Source organism: Bifidobacterium sp. W8104, from assembly GCF_016100735.1.
Lineage (GTDB): Bacteria > Actinomycetota > Actinomycetes > Actinomycetales > Bifidobacteriaceae > Bombiscardovia > Bombiscardovia choladohabitans.
This window is the reverse complement of record NZ_JACFRW010000001.1, coordinates 12,756-37,458: the sequence shown is the minus strand read 5'-3', so window position 1 is coordinate 37,458 and position 24,703 is coordinate 12,756. Positions and strand designations below refer to the sequence as shown.

The following is a 24,703-nucleotide window of genomic DNA, read 5'->3' as shown; positions in this document are numbered from 1 at the left end:
GGCATCATGGACGATGCCGCTCACATATGATTTCGGCGATTCTTGCGGATTCTCCGGGAAGGGAGAGCCATGGGCCGTGTGGTCAGCTACAATGACGGACTGAATCGCTGCGAGTTCTGCGGCAAGGACGAGCATCAGGTGCGTCGTCTGGTCAAGGGACCTTCCTGCGCAATCTGCGATGAATGCATACGCCTATGCGCACAGATCATCCAGGAGGATATGGCCAAGGATGCCGCCGATCAGCGGGTGTCCCTGCCTGCGCCCTCGAAGATATTCGCCTATCTAAACCGGTACGTCATCGGCCAGGAGGCCGCCAAGCGCACACTGTCGGTGGCTGTCTACAACCACTACAAGCGCGTAAACATGGATCTGGGCGACCGTGGCCGTGTTGCTGACACTGCGTTAGAGAGAAAGAATGCTGCCCCACGCGTCCAGGTGGACAAGTCCAACATCCTGCTCATGGGTCCCACCGGCGTAGGCAAGACCTACCTGGCACGAACCTTGGCAACCATCATGAACGTCCCTTTCGTCATTGTGGATGCCACCAGCCTGACCGAGGCGGGTTATGTGGGCGAGGACGTGGAGTCCGTCCTGCAGGGGCTGCTCCAGGCCGCCGACGGCAATATGGACCTGGCCCAGCGTGGGATCATCTACATCGACGAGATCGACAAGATCGCCAGAAAATCCGGGGAGAACACCTCCATCACCCGTGACGTGTCCGGCGAGGGGGTCCAGCAGGCCCTGCTCAAGATCATCGAGGGCACCCAGGCCCGTGTGCCGGTACAGGGTTCGCGGCGGCACGGCGATGTCCGCACGGTCGTCATGGACACGGCCAACATCCTCTTCATCTGCGGCGGCGCCTTCGTCGGTCTGGAGGAGATCGTCCGTCGGCGGCTGGGCCTGCGGGAGAGCGGATTCTCGGCTACTCAGGGCAGCGATAGGGTGCCCGACGACCGGGTCATGAGTCAGGTCAGGTCCGAGGACCTGGAACAGTTTGGCCTGCTTCCCGAGTTCGTGGGGCGGTTGCCGGTCATCTCAACCCTGGAGCCGCTGGGCGCCGATGAGTTGCGGCGGGTGCTGACCGAACCAGACAATGCCCTGGTCGACCAGTACCGGCGCATGTTCCTGGATGACGGGGCCGATCTGGTCTTCACCGATGCCGCCCTGGACCGTGTTGCCGCCATCGCCCTGGAGCGCAAGGTCGGCGCCCGAGGGCTGCGTGGAATCATCGAGCACACCTTGGAGGCGACCATGTTCGAGCTGCCCGACAGGACGGATGTCTCCCGTGTTGTGGTTGATGCCGATGCCGTGGAAGGGACCGGATCGCCCCGGTATGAGACCGGGCGAGGCATGTCAGAGGCTGCTGGTCGTCGTTTGGCCTGACCCCGCCGCGATGAGCGCCGCTGTTGGCCGGGCCCGATAGGATGATCATTGTTGCCGGAAGGGAGGCCCCATGGGTGCTCGTAGCGCTGTCGTGGTCACGCACAGCCGGGTCCGGGCAAGCGGCCACCTGGTTGACGAGGTTGAGGAGCAGCTGCGCCGGGACGGATTTCGCGTCTCGATTGTCGACAACATCGCCGCCCCGGAATTCGGCAGTCCCAGCCAGAAGGTGGCTGACGACACCGAGATCGTCATCGTCCTGGGCGGCGACGGGACCATTCTGCGGGCTGCAGAGCTGGTCAAGGGCACCCAGGTGCCCATCCTGGGGGTCAATCTGGGTCACGTGGGGTTCCTGGCCGAGTTCGAGAGCTTCCAGATAGGGGAGGCCATCCGCCGGGTGGCCGATCATGACTATTCCATCGACGAGCGGATGGTGGCCCATGTGGACCTGTGGATACCCGGAGCCGATCGACCACTGAGCGACTGGGCCCTTAATGACATGACCCTGGAACGATATGATCGGGGCAAGATGATCGAGGTATCGGTCCGAGTGGACGATGTGGAGATGAGCTCCTTCGGTTGCGACGGCATGATCGTGGCCACCCCGACCGGATCGACGGCCTATGCCTTTTCGGTGGGCGGGCCCATCGTCTGGCCGGATGCACAGTCGCTGCAGATGGTGCCCATAGCTGCCCACGCCCTCTTTGCCAGGTCCCTGATCATCGGCCCCAAGTCGCAGTTCACCCTGGATATTCTGGGTGATTCCCAATCGGCCGGCTGGATCTGCAACGATGGGCGCCGTCAACGGCCTGTGCCCAAGCGGTCCCGCATTGTGGTGCGACAGTCACACGACATCCTGCGTTTGGCCAGGCTGTCGGGAGTGCCCTTCACCAGACGGCTGGTCTCCAAGTTCGACCTGCCGGTGGTCGGCTGGAGGGAGCAGCATCGTCCCTCGGCGGCTGCGAACGGGCAGGACCAGGGGGAGCCGCCGGAGTCGAACAAGGAGCACTGATGCTGGAAGAGCTGGAAGTACGAGACCTGGGTCCCATCCACCATGCCCTGCTGTGCCCTGCTGCTGGCATGACGGCCATCACCGGGGAGACCGGGGCTGGCAAGTCCATGCTGCTCAACGCCATCAGGCTGATTTCAGGGTCCACCGCCCGTCCGCAACTCGTGTCGCCTGGAGCACACGAGTCCTGGGTCCAGGGGATTTTCGACGCCGGAAGGGCAGGAGCCGAGAATCCAGTGACCGCTGCCATAAGTGAGGCTGGCCTGCCCTCGGAGGATGAGGGGCAGATCTTCCTGGCGAGGACCATGCCTGTCAAGGGGCGTTCCCGTGCCGCCCTGAACGGCAGGACAGCACCTCGGGGCCTGCTGGAGGAGGTGGCTGGGATGCTGGTCACCGTCCATGGACAGGCGGATCAGATGCGTATGGCCAGTCCGGCCCGGCAGCGTGAATTTCTGGATGCCTATGCCGGTGACGGTCCGCAGCTGGAGGCTTTTTCCAAGGCCTTCAGGCAGTACCGACAGGCCCAGGACCATCTTGAGGAGCTGCGCAACCAGCAGTCCGGCGCTATGGCCCAGGCTGATTATCTCCGTGAATCCATCGCACGGATAGACCGGGTCGATCCCCATTCCGGCGAGGATCGTGAGCTCAAGGCCCAGCGGGACAGGATCGAGCACGCAGCTCAGATCAGTCAGGGAGTCATGGCCGCATTGTCCGCCCTGGACTCCGGCCAGATCGACCCGGATGCCGATGCACCTTCGGCTACGGCCTTGGTGGAACGGGCCATTGCCGCCCTGGAGGGCATCGGTGTGGAGGGGGTCTTTCAGGAGTCGGCCCAGCGGTTGCGGTCGCTGAATGCTGACCTGTCCGATCTGGTTTTCACCCTGAGCAGCCAGCTGGACGACGAGGGCCAGGAGGGCGACCTGGACAAGATCAACGCCCGCATTCACGATCTGGATGAGCTGACCCGACGCTGGGGGCCGGACATCGACGACGTTCTGGCCTGGCGCAAGAAGGCTGCATTTGAACTTGAGGACATGGATGCCTCACCCGAGAAGCTTGAGGAGCTTGAAGGTCAGGTTGAGCAACTTCGCGGAAGCGCTTTGAAGGCCGCTCGGAATCTGTCTGTGTCACGGGGCAAGGCTGCACGAAGGCTGAGCGAACTTGTCGACGGTGAATTGCGCTCCCTGGCCATGGCGGGTGCCGGGCTGGAGATCCGCGTCAGACCACGCCAGGACCAGGACATGGACGGGCATGGTCTGGATCAGATCGACTTTCTCTTCAGGCCGTATCCGGGTTCGGACCTGCTGCCCATGGGCAAGAGCGCCTCTGGCGGCGAACTCAGCCGACTCATGCTGGCCCTGGAGCTTGTGGCCGCCGAAGGCCGGACATCATCGCGGCCTGACGGGTCTGGCCATGGACATGCTGGCCGTGATTCCCAGGTCGGCGACCCGACGATGACCTTCATCTTCGACGAGGTGGATGCGGGCGTCGGCGGTCGGGCAGCTGTAGAACTAGGTCGGCGTCTGGCCCGGCTGGCGGTCACCGCCCAGGTGATCGTGGTCACCCACCTGCCGCAGGTGGCTTCCTGGGCCGATAGACAGTTCGTCGTGGCCAAAGGGCGTGAAGGCGGCGATGCCGTAGAGACCCTGGTTCGCCAGGTGGAGGGCGAGGACAGGGAGCGGGAGATCGCCCGGATGCTGGCCGGCAGCGAGTCCACGACCTCCCTGAAGCATGCCCGAGAGCTTCTGTCCTCCAGCAGGCTCCAGGTCCGATAGGTCTGGTTGTAGCCTCAACCTTGCCATGCCAAAGTTCCTCGATTCAGCGACTTTGAGAAGGTTTGCCGACTTTGTTGCGGGCGACTTTGCTGCCTTTGTGGCCGTGCCGCTGCTTGATTGACATCTGTCATTCTGTTGCTTTTTCATTCTGTTGCCTTGACAGCAGGCAATCGGCTGTAGATGACCGTGTGGTAACACCCGTGCTTGATTTTCGTTGATGACACCGTATCCGCCCTTGGCATGTGCAATGCGGCAACGACCTGGTCAACATGGATTTTGTCCGAAGCCCTGATTGGTCGGGATTTCAGCACTGCAGCGCCGTTTCTATGGAATCTGTGAATCACGTCCTGAGAAGATCGGCGGCAAAGTTTGTCTTCATGATCAAACTGTTATAGTGTATACATGAACACCGGTACAGCTCAGCCAGGGTCGTGCCGACCATCAATGAAAGGGGCTTGGATGAAACTGATCATCTCATCCCTGTCCGGACAGCCGATTTATCGGCAGATCGAGGACCAGATACGTTCGGCTATCCTGACCGGAGACCTGAAAGCAGGGGAGGGGCTGCCTTCCCTGCGACATCTCTCGCGAGAGCTCAGGGTCTCCGTGCTGACCGTGACCCGCGCCTATACCGAACTCGCCCAAGAGGGCTTGGTGGAGAACATCCAGGGCAAGGGGACCTTCGTGGCCGACAGTGGCGACCAGGTCATGCGGCGGCATCTGGAGGACCGCGTGCAGTCCCTGCTGGGCGAGGCGGTCGATACGGCTCGTCGGGCTGGCATGGAGCCGGATCGGATTCGCGGCCTGCTCGACGGCCTGCTGGGGGACAAGGGTTCCGCGCCCGCGTCCGAAGAAGGAAAGGAATAGCAGCATGTGTGCATCACCGCCGATGACGACTTCTGTTGAAGGGATCGACTATGCCCTGCGCGTCAGTGACCTTGGGAAAAGCTACGTCAAGGCTGACGGTACGGGTTTCCGTCTGCACCAGGTCACCATGGACCTGCCCATGGGCTACATCATGGGATTGATAGGCCCCAACGGCGCAGGCAAATCCACCCTGATTCGGCTCTTGCTGAATATGACCCGTCGAGACAGCGGAGAAATCAGCATTCTGGGCCGTGATCCCCTGAAACAGGAGGAGGAGGTCAAAGCAGACCTGGGTGTGGTCTTCGATTCCATTTATTTCCTGGAGACATGGAGGGTCAAGGCTGTCGAGCCAGTGATGGCACCCATGTATCCCTCTTGGAACAGTGATTGCTATCAGGACTATCTGCGTCGGTTCGGTCTGCAGGAAAACCGCAAAATCGGCAAACTCTCCCGCGGCATGCAGATGAAACTGATGCTGGCCGTCGCCCTCAGCCACGATGCAAGGCTCTTGATTCTGGATGAGCCCACCAGTGGTCTGGATGTCCTGGCCAGGGACGAGCTCATGGATATTCTGCTGGACTACATCGGGGACGGTCGTCACTCAGTGCTTTTCTCCACGCACATCACTGCGGATCTTGAACGGGTGGCTGACTTCGTCACCTACATCAATCGAGGATCTGTCTTCTACACCGGCCCCAAGGACGAGTTGATGGAGGCTTTTCAGATAGTGAGAGGAGGACCGGACGATCTGGCTAGAGCACAAATGCCGCATCTGATGGGCTTGCAGCGTTCCGCCACAGGTTTCGAGGCTTTGGTGCCCACTGAACACTTGAAGGATTTTCTGGCATCGGCTTCCCCTGCCGCCGTGGAGCCTTCGGATGGCCGCTACCTGGTGGAGCGGGCCGACTTTGACAACATCATCAGACTGACCGCGGGCTCACCTGCCGCGACCGACAGGAATAAGGAGGTGGAGTCATGAAGGCGATAGCCAAGCAGATCAGGTTGGACATGCAACGTTTCTCAGGAGCAGGGAGAACCTGGGTCGGTGTGATAATTTTCATGTCCGTTCCTCTCATCGGAATCCTGCTGAACCTGGTCATGGCCCTGACAGGCAATGACGGGGAAGATGCACGGACTGCGTTGACGGGAGCAGTAACCAGCATGGGAATCGGACTGCTTGTAGGCCTGGTATTCGGTATGTTCGTCGATTTCAGCAATACGGCAATTCGTTTGAACGGTCTGCTGCCCATAACACGTGATCACCAGGTATTCGGACGCTATGCTGCTGTGATTCTGCTGGTTCTGGTTCAGTCTTGCGGCTATGCAATATTCTTCTTCTACGCTACTGATTCATTTTTGCATGGTCAGGACCATTGGCGCGACACTGTCTTGTTTGCTTCGGGGTTGTTCCTGTTGGAGTCTTTGCTCTTTGCGGTAGCTACACCCTTGTTTTATTGGCTGGAGCCAGTTAAGGCAATGATAGTCTTCCTGGCGCTTCTTGGTTTGGTGCCAATCGCGGCCCTCATCGGCAGTTTGCTGCCCTTGGACTGGGGGACCTTCTGGAATTCAATCATGCGATTTTTGACTTCCGACCTGTGGCGGCCGATGTTCCTCGGGCTGGCGGTGATTCTGGCGGCTGATATGGTTTCGATAGCCATATCTCGCAAGGTCTATGCCAGGAAGGAGATCTGAGTCAATTCGCTCAGGCTTCAGGACTGCATGACCGCGTGGCGGACGTAGTCGGACATGTCCCCTGGATCGATGCAGTCCTGGAAGCGTACAGGTGCGTTTTCCAGGGTGCGCAGAGCCTTGGGGGGCCTGGTGTTGGTGGACTCGGCCAGGATGTCCATGCAGTCGAAGTCGCTGTCCGGGGTCTCCAGGCCCAGGGATTGGCAGACCACCCGGGGGAACTTGTAGGGGCTGGCTGTGGACAGCAGCACCCGGGGCACGGCAGGATCCCTGTCGGTCTGCCCGGTCATGACCTGGTAACCGCAGGCCGTGTGCGGATCGATCAGGTATCCACGGTCCTCCCAGCAGCCGCTGATGGCTGAGGCCACCTGGTCCTCGTCGGCCCAGCCGCAGGAGAAGAGCCCGCGGATTCTGGTCAGCAGGGCCTCAGGCACCTGGTAGCGTCCTGTGGACTCCAGGTCGGCCATAAGCGAGGCGATCAGTTCGGTGTCGCCGCCGGCCATGTAGTAGAGCATCCGCTCCAGGTTGGAGGAGATCAGGATGTCCATGCTGGGGGAGGTGGTGGTGTAGAAGGGGCGGTTGCGATCATAGACGCCGCTGGTCAGGAAGTCGTTGAGGACCCGGTTGCGGTCCGAGGCCACGGTCAGGCGGGCCACCGGAAGGCCCATCATCTTGGCATAGTATCCGGCCAACACATCGCCGAAGTTGCCGGTGGGCACGCAGAATTCGACCGGATCCCCGGGTCTGATCACCCCCCGTTCCATCAGGGACCCGTAGGCCCGGAAGTAGTAGACGACCTGCGGAGCCAGGCGGCCCACGTTGATGGAGTTGGCCGATGAGAGAACGGTCGAGGCTTTCTCCTCCAGTTCACCAGCCAGATCGGTGTCGGCAAAGATGGACTTGACTGCGGACTGGGCATCGTCGAAATTGCCCCGAACCGCACAGACCTGGAGATTGCCGCCCTCCTGGGTGACCATCTGCAGGCGCTGGATCTGGCTGACCTTGCCCTGCGGGTAGAAGACGGTGATGCCCGTGCCCGGCGCGTCTGCGAATCCGGCCAGTGCCGCCTTGCCCGTGTCTCCGGAGGTGGCCGTAAGCACCATGATCCGTTCGCCATCCTCCCCGGCCAGGGCCATCAGTCTCGGCAGAAGCTGCAAGGCCACATCCTTGAAGGCCGAGGTGGGCCCGCGGAAGAGCTCCAGTACGAAGTCGTTGCCGCCCAGGTCCACCAGAGGGGTTATTGCCGGATCGGACCACTGTTCTCCGTAGGCTGCGTCCAGGCAGGAGTCCAGCTGAGCGGAAGAGTAATCGCTCAGCAGTCCCGAAAGGACCAGTTTGGCCGTGCCCTTGTAGTCCAGGCCGGCAACCGTGGCAGGGTCGATGGTCAGTGCGTCCAGTCCATCGCTGACGTAGAGTCCGCCGTCAGGGGCCAGGCCTCGTCTGATGGCCTGCTTGGACTGCAGCTGCTCCTTGCCGCCTCGGGTGCTGTGGTATGTGCTCATGGTTGCCTGCCCCTCCGCCATGTCGCCGAACTGATCATTACCAGGGCATTCTACCCCGTGCAGGGGTCCGAACCATGGCCTTGCTCGGCTCGCGGAGGAAACTGTCTGTGGACGCCAGGGCCTGCCAGGGGTCGGCATGGCGTACAGTGTTGCCCACCAGCCCCTGTATCCGAGGCTGTACGTTACAGACAAAGGAGCGACCCATGGTCGAAGAGAACCCGGTACAGCAATCCTACGATGTCCTGAACTCTTCGATCTCGCAGGTGGATCCGGAGATCGCTGCATTGTTGGATGGCGAGTTGGAGCGTCAGCGGGGCGGTCTGGAGATGATCGCCTCGGAGAACTTCGTGCCCAAGGCCGTCCTGCAGGCCCAGGGATCCGTGCTGACCAACAAGTACGCCGAGGGCTATCCCGGCAGACGCTACTACGGCGGATGCGAGTGGGTGGACCAGGTCGAGAACCTGGCCCGGGACCGTGCCAAGGCCCTGTTCGGCGCCGAATATGCCAACGTCCAGCCGCATTCGGGTGCCCAGGCCAACGCCGCCGTCTACCAGGCCCTGATCAAGCCCGGCGACACCGTGCTGGGCCTGGCCCTGGACCACGGTGGCCACCTGACCCACGGTATGAAGATCAACTTCTCCGGACGTTTTTACCACGCTGAGTCCTACGGGGTCGATCCGGACACCTTCCGCATCGAGCCCGAGATCATCCGTCAGCGGGCCCTGGAAACTCATCCGGCTTTGATCATCGGCGGATGGAGCGCCTACCCGCGCATTGAGGACTTTGCAGCCATGAAGGAGATCGCCGACGAGGTGGGAGCCAAGTTCTGGGTGGATATGGCCCACTTCGCGGGTATGGTGGCAGCCGGTCTGCATCCCAGTCCGGTGCCCTATGCCGATGTGGTCTCCTCCACGGCCCACAAGACCCTGGGCGGACCCCGCTCCGGGTTCATCCTGGCCCGTCAGGAGTATGCCAAGAAGCTCAACTCCTCGGTCTTCCCCGGCAACCAGGGCGGCCCGCTCATGCATGTGATCGCCGCCAAGGCTGTGGCCTTCAAGCTGGCCGGTACGCCTGAATTCAAGGAGCGGATGGAGCGCACCCTGGAGGGCGCCAAGATTCTTGCTGAGCGTCTGATGGCCAAGGATGTGGCTGACAACGGCATCACCGTGCTCACTGGAGGGACGGACGTCCACCTGGTCATGGTGGATCTGCGCAACAGCGAGATGGACGGCCGTCAGGGGGAGGACCTGCTGGCCAAGATCGGCATCACCGTCAACCGCAATACGGTGCCCTTCGATCCGCGCCCGGCATCTGTGGCCTCTGGTCTGCGCATCGGAACCTCCGCCCTGGCCACACGCGGCTTCGGCCCGGCCCAGTACGAGGAGGTGGCCGACGTGATCGGCACTGCGCTGGCCCAGGGTCCCCAGGCGGATCTGGATGCCCTCAAGGCCCGGGTGGATCGGCTGGTCGAGGCCTTCCCGCTCTATCCTGAGCTGGATCAGACCCACTGATCGGCCCTTGAAGGAGGGAGGCGCAGCAATGCCCTCCCTCCTCCTGTCGTCATTGCCCTCGCTGAGGGTTACAATCGGTACAGAATATGGGTCTGGCGGACCCGCGATGGCGAAAGGATCTGACGAACATGAGTGAAAACGAGAACTCCGATCGTCAGGATGTGTTCGATCGGGTTTGCGCCATGGCCGATGCGGCGGCCGCTGCACAGGCAGGTCTGGCGGGCATGACCGGCCAGGCCAGGAACGCTCTGCTGCTGGCCTTGGCTGATGCGCTGATCGATCAGGCCGATCAGATTACCGCAGTCAATGAGCAGGATTGCACCCAGGCTTTTGAAGAAGGAATGAGCGCCGGTCTGATCGACCGTCTGCGCCTGGACAAGGTTCGTATCGCGGACGCCGCCCGGGGCGTGCGCATGGTGGCGGGGCTGACCGATCCCCTGGGCGAGGTGGTTCGCGGCCATGACATGCCCAACGGCATGCGGCTCAATCAGGTGCGTGTCCCCCTGGGCGTGGTGGCCATGATCTACGAGGCCCGGCCCAATGTGACCATCGATGTGGTGGCCCTCTGCCTCAAGTCCGGCAATGCGGCCCTCCTGCGAGGGGGTCACGCGGCCCAGCGCACCAACCGCGCCCTGGTGGAACTGATAGGCGGGGTGCTTCGTGAGCAGGGGTTGGATCCGGCTCTGGTGGCTTCCGTGGACCGATACGGTCGCGATGGGGCCCAGGCCCTGATGAAGGCACGCGGTCATATCGATTTGCTGGTGCCCAGGGGTGGCCGAGGGCTGATCCGCAGCGTAATTGAGCAGGCCACCGTGCCCACCATCGAGACCGGGGCTGGCAATGTCCATATTTACGTGGACCGATCGGTGGACATAGATCAGGCCATCCCCATCATCGTCAACGCCAAGACCCAGCGGGTGGGCGTCTGCAACGCCGCTGAGAAGCTGATCGTCCACAGGGATGTGGCCGCTGAATTCCTGCCCCGCGTGGCCCAAGCGCTGACGCAGGCCCAAGTTGAGCTGCACCTGGATGCGGTCTCCATGGACATCCTCGCCGGGCATGGTTTGCCTGAAGAACTGCTGGTTCGCGCTGAGGAAGCCGACTGGGACCGTGAGTATCTGGATCTGAAGATGGGGGTGCGTGTGGTCGACTCCCTGGATCAAGCCATCGATCACATCAACCGTCACTCCACCGGTCACACCGAGGCCATCCTGGCTCGGGACTACGAGGCCGTGGAGGAGTTCTCCCGTCGGGTGGATTCGGCCGTGATCATGGTCAATGCTTCGACCAGATTCACCGACGGCGGCATGTTCGGCATGGGCGCTGAGCTGGGCATCTCCACCCAGAAGCTGCATGCTCGAGGACCCATGGGCTTGCAGGAGCTGACCACTACCAAATGGATCGGTTACGGCAGGGGGCAGGTGCGGCCGTGAACGAGAAGATCGAAGAGCTCTTCCAGCGCGAGCATGACAATCCGCGCATCTGGCTGAGGGTGGCTTCAGAGCGGCTGAGCCTGCTGCGGTACGTCTTTCTGGTGCAAATCGAGGATGGCATCCCGGATGCAGACCAGCGCTCCTGCCTTGAGTACGCCGACGCTGTCCTGATTGGCTGGCCTGACGAGCATGCCGATGATGTGTACGACCTTGACCAGGACCAGCTCAATCAGGTCAGGCACAACATCACCGTCATGGAGGAGCGGGTGCCGGTCTTCCGCAAGCAGGAGCAGGAGGGGCGCATCGCTGACCTGTCCGATTCATTGGTAGCTGTCACCGGATGCGTGGCTCAGGTTCGTCGGGCCTACCAGCCGGGCTTCCCCCTGCCCACCTACTCCGAGATCCGCCGCGTGGTTCAGGAGGAGTGGAATGCCGACATGGAGCGGATCGATCCTGACCGGGTCAACCCCAGCGCCGAGCAGATGCGCCAGGAGGCCAAGTCAGAGAACGAGGAGAACGCCTCGGAAGCCAGACGGGAGGGCGAGCAGGGGTGAACCGGATGATGTCTGAACTGTCCAAGGAGGAGGAATCCGGGCAGGAGCCATCAGATATTGACGGATCCTGTAGGCCTTCTCACCATAACCGCCGACCCCGGGTGGGGATCATGGGCGGCACCTTCGACCCCATTCACAACGGCCACTTGGTGGCTGCCTCGGAGGTGGCATGGGTCTACGACCTGGATGAGGTCATTTTTGTGCCCACCGGCCGTCCGGCCTTCAAGCTGAACAAGACGGTGACCAATGCTGAGGACCGCTATCTGATGACCGTGATCGCCACGGCCTCCAACCCCAAGTTCACCGTCTCCCGGGTGGACATTGAGCGTCCTGGCATCACCTACACCGTGGACACCTTGCGCGACATCAAGCGGATGCGTCCCGACAGCGACCTCTTCTTCATCACCGGGGCGGACGCTGTGGCCGAGATCATGCGTTGGAAGGATGCCAACCGGATGTGGGATCTGGCCAAGTTCGTCGCCGTCTCCAGGCCCGGCTACTCCTCCAGCCTGGACGACCTTCAGGTGCCTGCCCAGCGGGTGGATACCCTGGAGATTCCGGCCCTGTCCATCTCGTCCACAGATGTGCGCCGTCGTTCGGCCAGGGGCATGCCGGTCTGGTACCTGGTTCCGGACGGGGTGGTGCAGTACATCAACAAACACGGGCTCTACCGCTCGGCTTCCTGAGCTTCGCATGCTGTCGGACTTGCCAACACGGACAGCCCGGCTGTGTCAGCGCGCGCCATTATTATGGAGGCTGTCCGCTTCAGCGAAAACAACGTTTGGAGATATGGTGAGCGCGATACTCAAAGGCAGACCAGGAAAAAATCTCATACTTGTCACAGGCCGGGCCCATCCCAGACTCGCGGCGGACGTGGCCGATCAACTCGGCATCGACGTCCTGGAGACGACAGCCTACGACTTTGCCAACGGCGAGATGTATGTGCGTTATACGGAGTCGGTGCGCGGTGCGGATGTCTTCGTCCTACAGACCCACTCAGACCCGGTCAACAAGTCCATCATGGAACAGCTGATCATGATCGACGCCCTCAAGAGGGCCTCGGCGCGATCCATCACCGCAGTCTGCCCGCTCCTGGGCTACTCCCGTCAGGACAAGAAGCACCTGGGGCGCGAGCCCATCTCCTGCCGGCTCATGTTCGACCTGCTCAAGACGGCTGGCGCGGACCGGATCATGTCGGTTGACCTGCACGCCGCCCAGTCCCAGGGCTTCTTCGATGGGCCAGTGGACCATCTGATCGCCATGCCTGTGTTGGTGGATTATGTGCGCGACCGTATGGACCTGTCCAAGGTGGCCGTGGTCTCGCCAGATGCCGGCCGCATCCGGGTGGCCGAACAGTGGGCCCAGCGCCTGGGAGGCGTGCCGCTGGCCTTCATCCACAAGACCCGTGACATCACCCAGCCCAACAAGGCCGTGGCCCACCGGGTGGTGGGCGACGTGCGCGGCCTGGACTGCGTACTGGTGGACGACCTGATCGACACCGGCGGCACCATTGCCGAGGCCTGCAATGTGCTGGATGAGGCCGGCGCCAACTCCATCACTATCGTGGCCACCCATGGCGTCATGTCCGGGCCTGCCGTGGAACGGCTCAAGTCCTGCAAGGCCAAGGAGGTCATCCTGACCGACACGGTCCCCATCCCCCAGGAGAAGCGTTGGGATGGCCTGACCGTGCTATCCATCGCACCCCTGCTGGCCTCGGCCATCAAGGCGGTCTTCGAGGACGGCTCGGTGGCCCGGCTCTTCGACACCTATCCTGCCCATCACGGCCAGGGCTTCCTCTTCGCTTGACGCCCTGCCTGCGCGGCATGGCGTGGCGTAATCGTCCGGCTGTGGCATAATGAACCTGGCGGTGCCTGAAGGGTTCCGCCTTTCCCCCATGGTGTAAAGGCAGCACACGGGTCTTTGGAACCCTTAGTCTTGGTTCGAATCCAGGTGGGGGAGCTTACGCTCGCCGATTCCGGTCGGAGACGGCCTCCTTGGGGTCGGTGACCAACCGAAAGGAACTGTCTTGGCAGTCAAGAAGATCGAAACCTGGCTCACCGACATGGACGGCGTGCTGGTGCACGAGAACACGGCCCTGCCCGGAGCTGCCGAATTCATCGACACCCTCAAGCGCAACAACCGCCAGTATCTGGTACTGACCAACAATCCGATCTACACCCCTCGTGACCTTTCGGCCCGCCTTGGCCGTTCGGGCATCGACGTGCCCGAGGATCGGATCTGGACCTCTGCGCTGGCCACTGCCGACTTCGTATCCCGGACCATGCCCCGGGGATCGGCCTATGTGATCGGCGAGGCCGGACTGACCACGGCCCTGCACGAGGCCGGCTTCATTCTTTCCGACATCAAACCGGACTATGTGATCCTGGGCGAGACCCGGACCTACTCCTTTGAGTCCATCACCACAGCCATCCGCCTGATTCTGGGCGGCGCCCGCTTCATCTGCACCAACCCGGACGCCACAGGCCCCAGCGAGAACGGCGTCCTGCCGGCAGCCGGCGCTGTGGCGGCCCTGGTGACCAAGGCCACCAACCGGGAGCCCTACTTTGTGGGCAAGCCCAATCCGATCATGTTCCGCACGGCCCTGAACAGGGTGGGCGGCCACTCCGAGACCACGGCCATGATCGGCGACCGGATGGACACCGACGTGGTGGCCGGAGTCGAGGCCGGCCTGAACACTTTCCTGGTGCTGACCGGCATCACCACACGATCCGAGGTGGAGACCTTCCCCTACCGCCCGGACCAGGTGGTGAACTCCATTCAGGATCTGATCGACATCGCCGAGAGCGGGGTGGTGGAGTTTTGAGCGGCGGGCAGACACTGACCGCTGGCATCATCCTGGCCGCAGGCGAGGGTACCCGCATGCACTCTGCCCATCCCAAGGTTCTGCACACCCTGGCCGGCAAGACCTTCCTGCAGAGGGTCATGACTTCGGTGACCGCCCTCAATCCCGAGCTGACGGCCGTGGTGGTTCACCATCAGGCCGACCTGGTGGCGCAGGCTGCCCGCTCCTACGATTCCCAGGTGCGCATCGTGCGTCAGGACAGCCGACCGGGAACGGGGCGTGCGGTCCAGTGCGCCGTGGACCAGCTGGATGGTGAGCTCCGGCATGACGGCCAGGTGCTGATCGTCGCTTCGGACATGCCCCTGCTTGACGCGGACACGCTGCACAGCCTGCTCGACTACCATGTCAGTTCCGGCGACGGGGCCACCGTGCTGACCGTCAATTTGGACGACCCCACCGGATATGGCCGCATCATTCGCGACCAGGATGGACGGGTACTGCGCATCGTCGAACAGCGGGACGCCACCGGTACCGAGTTGGCCGTCAAGGAGGTCAACACCTCCGTCTACGTCTTCGAGACTGATCTGCTGCGACAGGCGGTCCGCGGTCTGGACGACAGCAACGCCCAGGGGGAGTTCTATCTGACCGATGCCCTGGAGACGGCCCGCCGTCTGGGTAGGGTGGGGGCCTTCGCCGCGCCTGATCCGCTCAAGGTCGAAGGCATCAACGACAGGATTCAGTTGGCTGATCTGGCCAAGGCCCACAACCTGAGGGTCTGCCAGGAGTTCATGCGCCAGGGCGTGACCATCCTGGACCCGGCCACCACCTGGATCGAGGACGACGTGGTCATCCAGCAGGATGCCGTCATTCTGCCCGGATGCTTCCTGCAGGGTCATACCGAGATCGCCTCGGACGCGGTCATCGGCCCCTATACCACCCTGATTGACGCCATCGTCGAGCCGCAGGCCAAGGTGGAGCGTTCCCGCGTGCAGGAGACCCGAATCGGGGCCAGGGCCAACATCGGTCCCTGGACCTACCTGAGGGCTGGCAACATCCTTGCCGAGGACACCAAGGCCGGGGCCTTCGTGGAGATGAAGAAGGCCACCATCGACCATGGGACCAAGGTGCCCCATCTTTCCTATGTGGGGGATGCCCATATAGGCCACGACAGCAACGTGGGAGGCGGGTCCATCACGGCCAACTATGACGGCGTGCACAAGAACCGCACCGAGATCGGCTCGGAAGTGCATGTGGGCGCAGGGAACCTCTTCGTGGCACCCGTCCAGGTGGGCGACGGGGTTACGACCGGAGCAGGATCGGTCATCCGCCATCCGGTCGAGGACGGGGCCATGGTCTATTCCACCAACGACCAGCATGAGGTTCCGGACTGGAAGCCCGCCTGGGAGCGGTAACCTTGACAGCATCTGCTTCACAACAAGGAAAGGCGTGACAAGTGCCAGCATTGCAGGAATCCATCGACGCGGTCCGGGTGGCCGCTCGGGCCGCCAACGATGTCAAGGCCATGGACGTAGTGGCCTTCGACGTCTCCCAGCCCATTGCCATCACCGACATCTTCATGGTGGCCACGGGCAGCAACGAACGCCAGGTCCTGGCCATAGCCGAGGAGGTGGAGAAGCAGCTCCATCTGCAGAAAAACCTGGATCCGCGCTCGCGGGAGGGCGTCCAGGAGGCCCAGTGGGTTCTGCTGGACTACGGTGACTTCGTCATCCACATCATGCACAAGCAGGCCCGGGCCTACTACGACCTGGAACGGCTTTGGAAGGACTGCCCCCAGATCGACCTGCAGCTGGAGCACCCCTTCACCCTTAAGGATGATGACCCGGACGGCCAGCTGGCCTCCAAGGCGGACGATCTGAATGGGGATGATCTGCGCAGCCGTTTCGTTGACCCACAGGAAAACCATGACTGACTCGGATACAGCCGTGCAGGATGGACGGCATGTGCGCTCCATGACCGTGGTCCGCCATGGGCAGACCTCATACAACGCAGGGCACCGGATGCAGGGTCAGATCGACATCCCCCTGAACAGCGTTGGCCGCTGGCAGGTGGAGAGGACAGCCGAAGAGCTCCGCGCTGAGTATGTGGACGGCGCACCCCAAGACCGTCACCTGCTGGTGGTCTCCTCCGACCTGGGCCGGGCCGCAGCTACCGCTCATGCCTTCGCCGACCCCTTGGGCCAGACGGTCCATCTTGATCCCGGGCTGCGTGAACGCGGCTTCGGCGAGTGGGAGGGAGCCAGCGCCGAGGAGGTTCGTCAACGTTGGCCTGAGGATTACGAATCCTGGTCCCGGGGCGCCGGGGGAGAGCTGCTCCACGGTGCCGAGACCAAGGCCCAGGTGGGCAAACGAGGCCTGGAAGCCCTGAACCGGTGGATCCACCGTGCTGGCCCGGACACGGATCTCATGGTCTTCACCCATGGGTCCTTCATTGCTGAGGCTCTCCAGGCCTTGCTGGGCATGGCCAACGCATATCCTGAATATCTGGGCCTGGTCACCATGCGCAACGCCCACTGGGCGCGATTGATGCCACGGGATCTGCCGGACGGCGGTCTGCGCTGGTCCATGATTGATTACAATCGCGGTCCGGCCATCGCCATGCGGGGGGACTGGAACAATCCCCGGGGGCTGGTCCAGACCGACTGAGGTCCTTGGGCGGTCGGACGACCATCACAGTATCGCCATGACCACCAGCTACCATAAGAGCGCAGCAACCAGCCGTTGGATCAAAAGGGGTCGGAGTGAAGCAGTTCTTTCATGACATTTCCTGGGCGCAGATCATCGCCGGCGCTCTTGCAGCCATGACCTCCTTCTGGCTTGCCGCCAAGATCGGCGTGGCGGGATCCATCATCGGCGTGGCCATCGGTTCCATCGTCTCTGCCGTGGCCTCGCAGATCTACAAGAATGTTCTGGAAGCCTCTGGCCAGAAGCTGCAGGAGTCCGTGGTCGGCGGTGCTGACCAGGACGATGACGACTCCAGGGCTGACTCGGATGCCGATTCGGGCGCCGATGGGCAGACCACCACCTTGCCTGCCCAGGGTAAGGGTCATTCGGACAAATCCAGCGATGCTGCCGACGGATCCACCCAGGTCATGGCCCCGGTGGATGGGTCCACCCAGGTCATGCCCCCTGTCAATGACGAAAAGTCGGCAGCCAAGACCGGCAGGACCGTTTCGTCCAGCAATGGTCCACGGACGCATGCGGCCTCCATGACGGCAAACAGCAGGAAGAAGCTGGATCAGCGCCGACGCAATGTCATCATTGTCTCCGTGGTCAGCGCCCTGGTGGCCGTACTGCTTTCCGCTCTGGCCATCAATGCCCTGACCAAGGGCGAAGGCACCGACAAGGTGGTTCGCAACGTGGTCAGCCCGCCGACCAGCCAGACGGTAACCCCCAGCGAGGAGGAGACCCCCTCCAAGCCAGCGCGGCGCACAGAGGAGCCTGAATATCAGACGACCCCGAGTGCCCCTCAGAACCAGCCCTCTGGCTCGAATCAGAACCAAGGCAGCGAACAGGGATCCGGGCAGAGTCAACCGCAGGGAGGGAACCCCACGAGCTCGCCTTCGCCGTCTGCCGACGCGACCAGCTCCACGCCAAGTCCCTCAAGCACGGCTCCTACGCCACAGTCGTCACCGACGAGCACGACCAGTCCATCTCCTCGTAACTGACCTGTCAGTCGGCGCGGCACACCCATCCCACCATGTAATGTGACTAGGGTCACTTTCGGGCGGTCCAAGAGGCCCGTCCCTAAGGATCTGGTCCCGAAGGCGGGATCAGCGATGAGAAAGGTGTGTATATGCGTAAGGTTCTGTGCTCTCCAGGCTCCTATGTTCAGCAGGAGGGCGCCATGGGAAAGCTGGCCGGAGAATACGCGGCTCTGGGCACCAAGGGCGCCCATCTGATCGTCGATCCGGTCATCGACGGGCTCTACCACGACGACATCGTCGCCTCCTTTGAGCACGATGGGATCCCCTACGAACTGATGAAATTCGGCGGCGAGTGCTCCATGGAGGAGATCGACCGTCATCGTGACCATTTGGGCGGCAGTGACGCGGTTATCGGCATCGGCGGCGGCAAGACCCTGGATACCGCCAAGGCCGTGGCCCACTTCGCCCACCTGCCGGTTATGATTGTGCCCACGGCGGCCTCCTCGGATGCGCCTTGCTCAAGGCTGTCCGTACTCTACACGCCTGAGGGTGTCTTCGACCGTTACCTGCCCCTGCCCGCCAATCCCAACGTGGTCCTTATGGATACCGACGTGATCGCCAAGGCTCCGGTGCGCTTCCTGGTATCAGGGCTGGGCGATGCCTTCGCCACCTACTACGAGGCAGCCGCCTGCGTCCAGTCGAACGCGGTGACCATGACCGGGGGGCACGCCACCATGGCCGCCTTCGCCCTGGCCCGTCTCTGCCGCGACACCCTGCTGGAGGATGGGGTCAAGGCCGTGGCCGCTGCCAAGGCCGGTGTGCGCACAGCCGCCCTGGAGAAGATCATCGAGGCCAACACACTGCTGAGCGGTCTGGGCTTCGAGAGCTCCGGCCTGGCTGCAGCCCACGCCATTCATGACGGAATGACCGCCCTGGAGGGCACTCACTCCATGTTGCACGGCGAAAAGGTGGCCTTCGGTACCCTGGCCCAGCTGGTCCTTGAGGATCGGCCCCTGGAGGAGACCCGCAAGGTCTACGACTTCTTCCGGAGCGTGGGTCTGCCCACCTCCCTGGAGCAGATCGGCATCGGACAGGCCAGCGAGGAGGATTTGCTCAAGGTCGGCGAGCACGCCTGCGGCCCTGACGAGACCATGGGCAATATGCCCTTCGAGGTGACCCCCACCGACGTGGCTCACGCTCTGCGTGCAGCCGATCAGCTCGGCAAGCAGCTCTGAGTTCTCTTGCTCTGATCCATCTGTAAAGGCCAGGCGGCCACCGGCATGAAGTCGGCGGCCGCCTGGCCTTTGACTGGTTTTGCGCTGGTCACCTTTGCAGGGAGGCGGCAGCCTTTCGTATGGCTTCCTCATCAGGGCAGGTAGCTGGACCGGGCTGTGTAGTGGAAAGGGCCCCTGCGCAGTTGGCCAGTGTCAGCGCCTCCTCGATGGGCAGGCCTTGGAGGATGCCCGCGCAGAGGACGCCCGAGTGGGCATCGCCTGCACCGTTGGTGTCTATGGCATGGACCTGCGGGGTCGGAATGTATTGGCTCTGCCTTGCATCCTTGGGTTGGCAGTACCAGGCACCACGGGCGCCGGCCCTGAGAACCACCGGACTGTCCAGTTTCAGCGAGAGCGAACGGCAGACGGATTCCGGCTCGGTTGCATTGCCGGTTTCGGATCGGCACTCCAGACGCTGAGCCAGGATTGGTCCCTCGCGTTCATTCAGCGACCAGATCGGATGCAGTCCGTTGACAGTATCAAGCACATCCAGTGCAATATCGGCCACCATGGGTCCCAGGTCGAAGAGCACAGGGAACCCTTCGCCCTGGTGTAAGTGTGCGAATCCGACCAGGCTCCGGGTGTTGTCCTTGTGGCAGAAGGAATACCCGCTCAGGTAGATGACATCACCGGAAACCAGGTTCATGCCTTCGTAGGTGCCCTCCGGCACCTGGGTCTCTGCGCCCCTTGCCGACACAAAGGTGCGTTCGCCCGAGGGCTCGATCATGGCTACCGAGTATCCGGTATCACAGTCATCCAGCACAGGCCCTTGGGCGGGAACCTGCAGGGCGGCAAGGGCTCCACGGGCCATGTCCGCCATCGGACCTGTGCCGATCGCCCCCATGTAGGCTATCGGCGCCCCCATCTGCCTGGCTGCGCGAATCACGTTGTATCCACCGCCGACTTTGATGGCGCTTCGTCTGGCGAAAATATCCCCTCCGCGTTCCGGGAGGTGGTCGATGTCCATGCTCAGGTCCACCACCACCTGACCGAGATGGAGGATCCTCGGCTCAGTCATGGCTCTTGCCCCTCATCGCCAGGGAATCCTTGGAGAGGAGGTGCAAAATGGCGTAGAGAATCCCTCCCAGGAGGAGGGATACCAGCCATGCCAGGCCGTTCCTGCCCAGGAAACTGCCGGCCAGGGGTCCCGAGAACCAGACCTCGTCCTTGGAGACCTGGGCCGTCACGAACAGGAAGCCGACGACTATTCCGACCAACCAGCCGATGATGGCTGGGAGGTTGACGCCGTGCCAGTACCAGTAGGGGGAATCGGCTTGAAGGTTCAGAAGACCGTCCGAATCGTAGCGCTTGCGGAAGATCATATCTGACAGGAAGATGCCTGCCCAGGTGCTCAGCGGCACTGCCAGCAGGGAGATGAAGGTGACAAAGGGGCCGTAGAACCCGTCGGAACCCAGCGTGAAGTACAGGGCTCCGCAGGTGGTTACCACCACGTCGACCACGACCGCGTAGACGCGGGGAATTCTGATGCCCAGGGTGATGGTGGTCAGGCCAGCAGAATATACGGAAAGGTTGTTGGACATGAGCAGCCCGGCGAATGCGGCAATCAGATAGGGGATTGAGACCCAGGCGGGCAGAGCGCTTCGAACCGCGGCGACCGGATCGGCGGCGGAGGCAATGGTGGAGTTGCCGGCTGTCAGGACCGATCCCAGACCGATGACGACCACCAGGGGGATGCCGGCGCCCGCCGCTGCGGTCAGGACCAGAGAGCCGGATTTCACCGAGGTCTTCTGGTAGCGGGCCATGTCTGCGCCTGAGTTGACCCAGCCGATGCCCGTCCCCGCGGCTATGGTGTCGACACCAATCAGGAATGTACCGGCTGAGCCGGGGGCATTGCCGATGAAGGAGGACCAGTCGACGGTCGTGGCCAGATAGATGGCCACCAGCAGGGTGAGGGCTCCAAATATCCAGGTGGCCCACTTCTGCACGGTGAGAATGAAGGCATGGCCGGCGGCCGAGACCACCACGGTCAGGGCTACGAAGACGGCGATGCAGGCAAAGGTCAGGAAGGGGGAGCGCTTGGCATCGGCCGAGGTGCCGAAGATGATGGCGATCAGGGAGAGCAGTGCAAAGGCACCGGTCATCGTGTTCACCGTCTCCCAGCCCAGTCTGGACAGCAGGGCCACCAGGGTGGGGCCTGCATTGCCTCTGACGCCGAAAATGGCCCTGGACAGGGTCAGCGTAGGGGCGCCGCCCCTTCTGCCGGCTATGGAGATGATGCCGACCAGGGCGAAGGATCCGAAGGCTCCGATGGTCGTGGCGAGCACGGCCTGCCAGAGGTTGAGGCCCTGGGCAATCAGGGTAGCTCCCAGAGGGATCCCCAGAATCGAGATGTTGGCGGCGAACCAGACCCAGAAGAGCTGGCCGGGCGACCCGTTCCTCTGGTCCTCGGGCACGGGCTCGATGCCCCTTTGCTCCACCCTGGAGAGGATGGTGCCCTCTTTTGGCGCAGTTGACATGGATTGTCTCCTTTGACTCAAGATGTACCGAATGTAGTGGTGGATTGCCTGGATTCTACATTTTTGCATTACCGACTGGTTCGGTCTTATCGGTTTTACGCTTTACTGCCTTAGGGCAATCAGGCCTCGAGCTGTATGCTGCAGGTCGAGGTGGGATACCGAAGCCACCTGGGAGCAGAGTGCAGGGTCGAAGACCTCGGGGCCGCTGCATGCGCCGGTCATTGCTCCGGTCATGGCAGCGATCGTGTCCGTATCGCCGCCAAGGTTGACTGCGGCCAACAAAGCCGATTGCGGATCGTCGGCAAACCTCCAGGCCAGGGCAAAGGCGGCTGCCACAGACTCATTGGCCTCGACCGAGGTACCACAGTCCTCAATGAGGTGGTGTTCGAAATCGTCCTCATTCTTGAATTCTTCAGACAGCTGTATTGCCTGCCGGGCGCGTGCGGGAACCGACGCCTTAGGAGTCCAGGCTCCGGCGGTTCCCATGGCGGGCACCAGGCGCAGGGACTCCTTCAACGCCTGGCGAACGGTCATTCCTTCAAGTCCTAGACTGACTGTCGTAGCGATCAGCGCGGCACTTTGGAAGCCTGCGACTGTGTCGTGGGTGACCTGGCAGGACTCGTAGATGCGATTGGCCAGCCGCTTGGTGTCTTCGGGTTTGTTGGCTATGCCTACCGGAGTGACTCGCATGGCGGCCCCGTTGGTGGTGCCTGTCCTTCCGGTGATTATGATGTCTGCGCCGCAGCGAACCTGTTCCAGAGCCAGCTTGGTGGAGGGCCCGAGCAGGTCGAGCGATCCGCGCGACTTCATGTCGTCCTCCCAGGCCAGAAGACGCTTGGCGAATTCCTTCGGATCAATGTGTCCCTTGCCCTCGATGATCAGTTCCGCCACGATCAGTGCCTGCTCGGTGTCGTCGGTCACAGACCCCGCAGGCATACCGGGGGCTATGGGCTGTTCCGCGATGGCATCACGAAGGGTGTCAACCCTGCCGTAGGCCTCATAAATGGCTGCTGGACTCATGCTTTGCGTGGGCATGCCCAGCGCGTCCCCCAAGGACAGTCCAGTAAGCGCGCCCAGTGCGCCCCTTTCGGTTCTGGTCATTGTTGTGCAAGCCTCCGGAGTCGTTGCGATGGGTCCATCAATCTGTCTGTAGATGGATTGCGAAATTTTTGATCAGAATCATTGTATGCCCTTGGAACATTGTCGGCACAGGCGGTGAAAGATGCATAACTTGCAACGGAGAATGAGAATCTGATTGAGTTCCACCTCTGTGAAGTGGGAGATAAAAACAGTGCAGGCATATCAAGGTTACAGACTTGATCAAGGTATGGGTTCTATAGAGCGTGACGACAATTGGCTGAGTTTGCCGCTGTGTCTTAGTCCAGACCCTCGCGGCTGCAGAGGTTCTGGATATAAAAAAGAATCCCGAGGTGACCTCGGGATTCTACCTGTGGAGCTAGGGGGATTCGAACCCCCGACCTTCTCCATGCCATGGAGACGCGCTACCAGCTGCGCCATAGCCCCGTGCTTGCCTTGCTTGGTGAAGCCTTGCTTATAGTACACCGGGATTGGCGAATGGAGCAACTCAGTGTGTTGCCCCGGAATTGCAGGGATTGTGAGCTAATTGATGGATTTTATCCTCGAATGGTCTTGGGTCGTTCCTGAGCTTGCAAGTGCGCTAGCATGATGAACAAGGGGCGACCAAGGGGGTCGGCAGCAACGGAAAGGCGGCGGACCATGACCGGCAAAAACGATGCCGAAGTACGGGCTGAAAAGCGGAAGGGGAACCATCCTGGGGACCAGCTCATCATCAACTGCCTGCCCTTGGACCAGAGCGAACGACAGGAATTCCTCCAGGCGGCTCCAGGCGTTCGTCAGGAGTTCATTGTCGACACGGACATGCGGCAGAGCATGCATTGGCTCATCGATGTCCCTCAATCCCTCCGATCGGAGGCCACGATCATTTTGGGTAATCCGCCGGCCGAGCAGGTGGTTGCCTGCAGTAACCTGGTCTGGCTGCAGACCAGCAGCGCGGGTGTGGATGCCTACATGAAACCGGGGATTCTGCCTCCGGACGCCATATTGACCAGTGCCTCAGGCGCTTATGGGCAGTCGGTCTCCGAGCACATGTTCGCCATGATGTGGGCCCTGATGAAGGACCTTCCTGGTTACCGGGACAATCAACGCATGGGCCGTTGGGAACTTCGCGGGGCTGTCCTTTCACCGCGCGGTTGCCAGGTTCTGGTGTTGGGCACGGGGGATATCGGAGCCTCCTTCGCTCGTCTGGCCAAGGCTGTAGGCGCTCGGACCATCGGTATCAGGCGGCATCCCGACCAGCCGGTGGAGGGGTTCGACCGTCTGGCTGGTTTTGACGATCTGGATGCCCTGCTGCCTGAGATGGATGTAGTGGCTCTGGCCCTGCCTTCAACGCCGCAGACCAGACATATCATCGACGGCCATCGTCTTGCATTGATGAAGTCCACCGCCGTGCTGGTCAATGCGGGCAGGGGAGATGCCGTGGACTGCATGGCTCTGGCCCAAGCCCTGGATAAGGATGGCATTTTCGGTGCAGGGCTGGATGTGACCGAACCGGAACCTCTGCCTGAAGACCACCCACTCTGGAGGCAACCACGCTGCCTGCTCACTCCGCATGTAGCCGGGGGAGCTCATCTACCCTCCAACATGGACAAGGTTCGGGCAATTTGCCTGGATAATCTTCGTCGGTTCATGGATGGCAGACCCCTTCGCAACCGGATGAGGTGACC

The 24,703-nt window shown here is 62.1% G+C and carries 22 protein-coding genes and 2 tRNA genes; 19 read left to right on the top strand and 5 right to left on the bottom strand.

Going from position 1 to position 24,703, the window contains the following annotated elements; translation table 11 throughout:
• Positions 1-69 precede the first annotated feature (69 nt).
• The 6 genes from clpX (at position 70) to H3U89_RS00155 (ending at position 6,723) form a co-directional block, all read left to right on the top strand.
• A complete protein-coding gene (gene clpX, locus H3U89_RS00180; RefSeq protein WP_198179279.1) occupies positions 70-1,383 on the top strand; it encodes an ATP-dependent Clp protease ATP-binding subunit ClpX in 1,314 nt (437 codons plus the stop codon).
• A gap of 70 nt (positions 1,384-1,453) precedes the next feature.
• A complete protein-coding gene (locus H3U89_RS00175; RefSeq protein WP_198179281.1) occupies positions 1,454-2,392 on the top strand; it encodes an NAD kinase in 939 nt (312 codons plus the stop codon).
• A complete protein-coding gene (locus H3U89_RS00170) occupies positions 2,392-4,164 on the top strand; it encodes a DNA repair protein RecN (protein ID WP_198179283.1) in 1,773 nt (590 codons plus the stop codon). The genes H3U89_RS00175 and H3U89_RS00170 overlap by 1 nt, the downstream gene beginning before the upstream one ends.
• 459 nt (positions 4,165-4,623) lie before the next feature.
• Positions 4,624-5,031, top strand: coding sequence for a GntR family transcriptional regulator (locus H3U89_RS00165; protein WP_198179285.1), 408 nt, complete (start codon positions 4,624-4,626; stop codon positions 5,029-5,031).
• A 22-nt stretch (positions 5,032-5,053) separates the two neighbouring features.
• Positions 5,054-6,010: an ABC transporter ATP-binding protein gene (locus tag H3U89_RS00160; RefSeq protein WP_415873557.1), complete on the top strand. Its 957-nt coding sequence runs from the start codon at positions 5,054-5,056 to the stop codon at positions 6,008-6,010.
• Positions 6,007-6,723: an ABC-2 transporter permease gene (locus H3U89_RS00155; RefSeq protein WP_198179289.1), complete on the top strand. Its 717-nt coding sequence runs from the start codon at positions 6,007-6,009 to the stop codon at positions 6,721-6,723. Before H3U89_RS00160 ends, H3U89_RS00155 begins: the two co-directional genes overlap by 4 nt.
• Before the next feature lie 17 nt (positions 6,724-6,740).
• Here the strand turns inward: H3U89_RS00155 and thrC are convergent, their stop codons facing one another.
• Positions 6,741-8,222 (bottom strand): threonine synthase, encoded by a 1,482-nt coding sequence (thrC, locus tag H3U89_RS00150; protein ID WP_198179291.1) that lies wholly within the window; start codon positions 8,220-8,222, stop codon positions 6,741-6,743.
• Between the two features lie 203 nt (positions 8,223-8,425).
• Between thrC and glyA the strand changes: the two genes are divergently transcribed.
• The 12 genes from glyA (at position 8,426) to H3U89_RS00090 (ending at position 19,422) form a co-directional block, all read left to right on the top strand.
• The gene (gene glyA / locus H3U89_RS00145) at positions 8,426-9,733 is read left to right on the top strand and encodes a serine hydroxymethyltransferase (protein ID WP_029678938.1); all 1,308 of its coding nucleotides are present in this window, start codon (positions 8,426-8,428) and stop codon (positions 9,731-9,733) included.
• Between the two features lie 128 nt (positions 9,734-9,861).
• Positions 9,862-11,166: a glutamate-5-semialdehyde dehydrogenase gene (locus H3U89_RS00140; RefSeq protein ID WP_198179293.1), complete on the top strand. Its 1,305-nt coding sequence runs from the start codon at positions 9,862-9,864 to the stop codon at positions 11,164-11,166.
• Positions 11,163-11,720: a hypothetical protein gene (locus H3U89_RS00135; RefSeq protein ID WP_034525012.1), complete on the top strand. Its 558-nt coding sequence runs from the start codon at positions 11,163-11,165 to the stop codon at positions 11,718-11,720. The genes H3U89_RS00140 and H3U89_RS00135 overlap by 4 nt, the downstream gene beginning before the upstream one ends.
• 5 nt (positions 11,721-11,725) lie before the next feature.
• Positions 11,726-12,406, top strand: a complete 681-nt coding sequence (gene nadD / locus H3U89_RS00130; protein ID WP_198179295.1) for a nicotinate-nucleotide adenylyltransferase — start codon at positions 11,726-11,728, stop codon at positions 12,404-12,406.
• 103 nt (positions 12,407-12,509) lie between these two features.
• The gene (locus H3U89_RS00125) at positions 12,510-13,526 is read left to right on the top strand and encodes a ribose-phosphate diphosphokinase (RefSeq protein WP_045935295.1); all 1,017 of its coding nucleotides are present in this window, start codon (positions 12,510-12,512) and stop codon (positions 13,524-13,526) included.
• An 82-nt stretch (positions 13,527-13,608) separates the two neighbouring features.
• A tRNA-Gln gene (locus tag H3U89_RS00120) sits at positions 13,609-13,679 on the top strand.
• Positions 13,680-13,746: 67 nt separating this feature from the next.
• The gene (locus tag H3U89_RS00115) at positions 13,747-14,544 is read left to right on the top strand and encodes an HAD-IIA family hydrolase (protein WP_082069369.1); all 798 of its coding nucleotides are present in this window, start codon (positions 13,747-13,749) and stop codon (positions 14,542-14,544) included.
• A 14-nt stretch (positions 14,545-14,558) separates the two neighbouring features.
• Positions 14,559-15,935 (top strand): bifunctional UDP-N-acetylglucosamine diphosphorylase/glucosamine-1-phosphate N-acetyltransferase GlmU, encoded by a 1,377-nt coding sequence (gene glmU / locus H3U89_RS00110; protein WP_269748840.1) that lies wholly within the window; start codon positions 14,559-14,561, stop codon positions 15,933-15,935.
• Positions 15,936-15,976: 41 nt separating this feature from the next.
• The gene (rsfS, locus tag H3U89_RS00105; RefSeq protein WP_198179305.1) at positions 15,977-16,453 is read left to right on the top strand and encodes a ribosome silencing factor; all 477 of its coding nucleotides are present in this window, start codon (positions 15,977-15,979) and stop codon (positions 16,451-16,453) included.
• A complete protein-coding gene (locus tag H3U89_RS00100; protein ID WP_198179307.1) occupies positions 16,446-17,186 on the top strand; it encodes a histidine phosphatase family protein in 741 nt (246 codons plus the stop codon). The genes rsfS and H3U89_RS00100 overlap by 8 nt, the downstream gene beginning before the upstream one ends.
• Positions 17,187-17,281: 95 nt before the next feature.
• Positions 17,282-18,208, top strand: a complete 927-nt coding sequence (locus tag H3U89_RS00095) for a hypothetical protein (protein ID WP_198179309.1) — start codon at positions 17,282-17,284, stop codon at positions 18,206-18,208.
• Positions 18,209-18,336: 128 nt separating this feature from the next.
• Entirely contained in the window at positions 18,337-19,422 is a 1,086-nt protein-coding gene (locus H3U89_RS00090) for a glycerol dehydrogenase (protein WP_198179311.1), read from the top strand.
• Positions 19,423-19,510: 88 nt separating this feature from the next.
• Here the strand turns inward: H3U89_RS00090 and H3U89_RS00085 are convergent, their stop codons facing one another.
• The 4 genes from H3U89_RS00085 to H3U89_RS00070 form a co-directional block, all read right to left on the bottom strand.
• On the bottom strand, positions 19,511-20,479 hold the full coding sequence (locus H3U89_RS00085; RefSeq protein WP_198179313.1) for a PfkB family carbohydrate kinase: 969 nt from the start codon (positions 20,477-20,479) through the stop codon (positions 19,511-19,513).
• Positions 20,472-21,938, bottom strand: coding sequence for a purine-cytosine permease family protein (locus H3U89_RS00080; protein ID WP_198179315.1), 1,467 nt, complete (start codon positions 21,936-21,938; stop codon positions 20,472-20,474). Before H3U89_RS00080 ends, H3U89_RS00085 begins: the two co-directional genes overlap by 8 nt.
• 102 nt (positions 21,939-22,040) lie before the next feature.
• Positions 22,041-23,039: an ADP-ribosylglycohydrolase family protein gene (locus tag H3U89_RS00075; protein ID WP_198179317.1), complete on the bottom strand. Its 999-nt coding sequence runs from the start codon at positions 23,037-23,039 to the stop codon at positions 22,041-22,043.
• A 350-nt stretch (positions 23,040-23,389) separates the two neighbouring features.
• Positions 23,390-23,462 (bottom strand) — tRNA-Ala (locus tag H3U89_RS00070).
• Between the two features lie 213 nt (positions 23,463-23,675).
• On the opposite strand from H3U89_RS00070, the gene H3U89_RS00065 reads away from it, so the two are divergent.
• A complete protein-coding gene (locus tag H3U89_RS00065; protein ID WP_232345374.1) occupies positions 23,676-24,701 on the top strand; it encodes a D-2-hydroxyacid dehydrogenase in 1,026 nt (341 codons plus the stop codon).
• Positions 24,702-24,703: the final 2 nt, after the last annotated feature.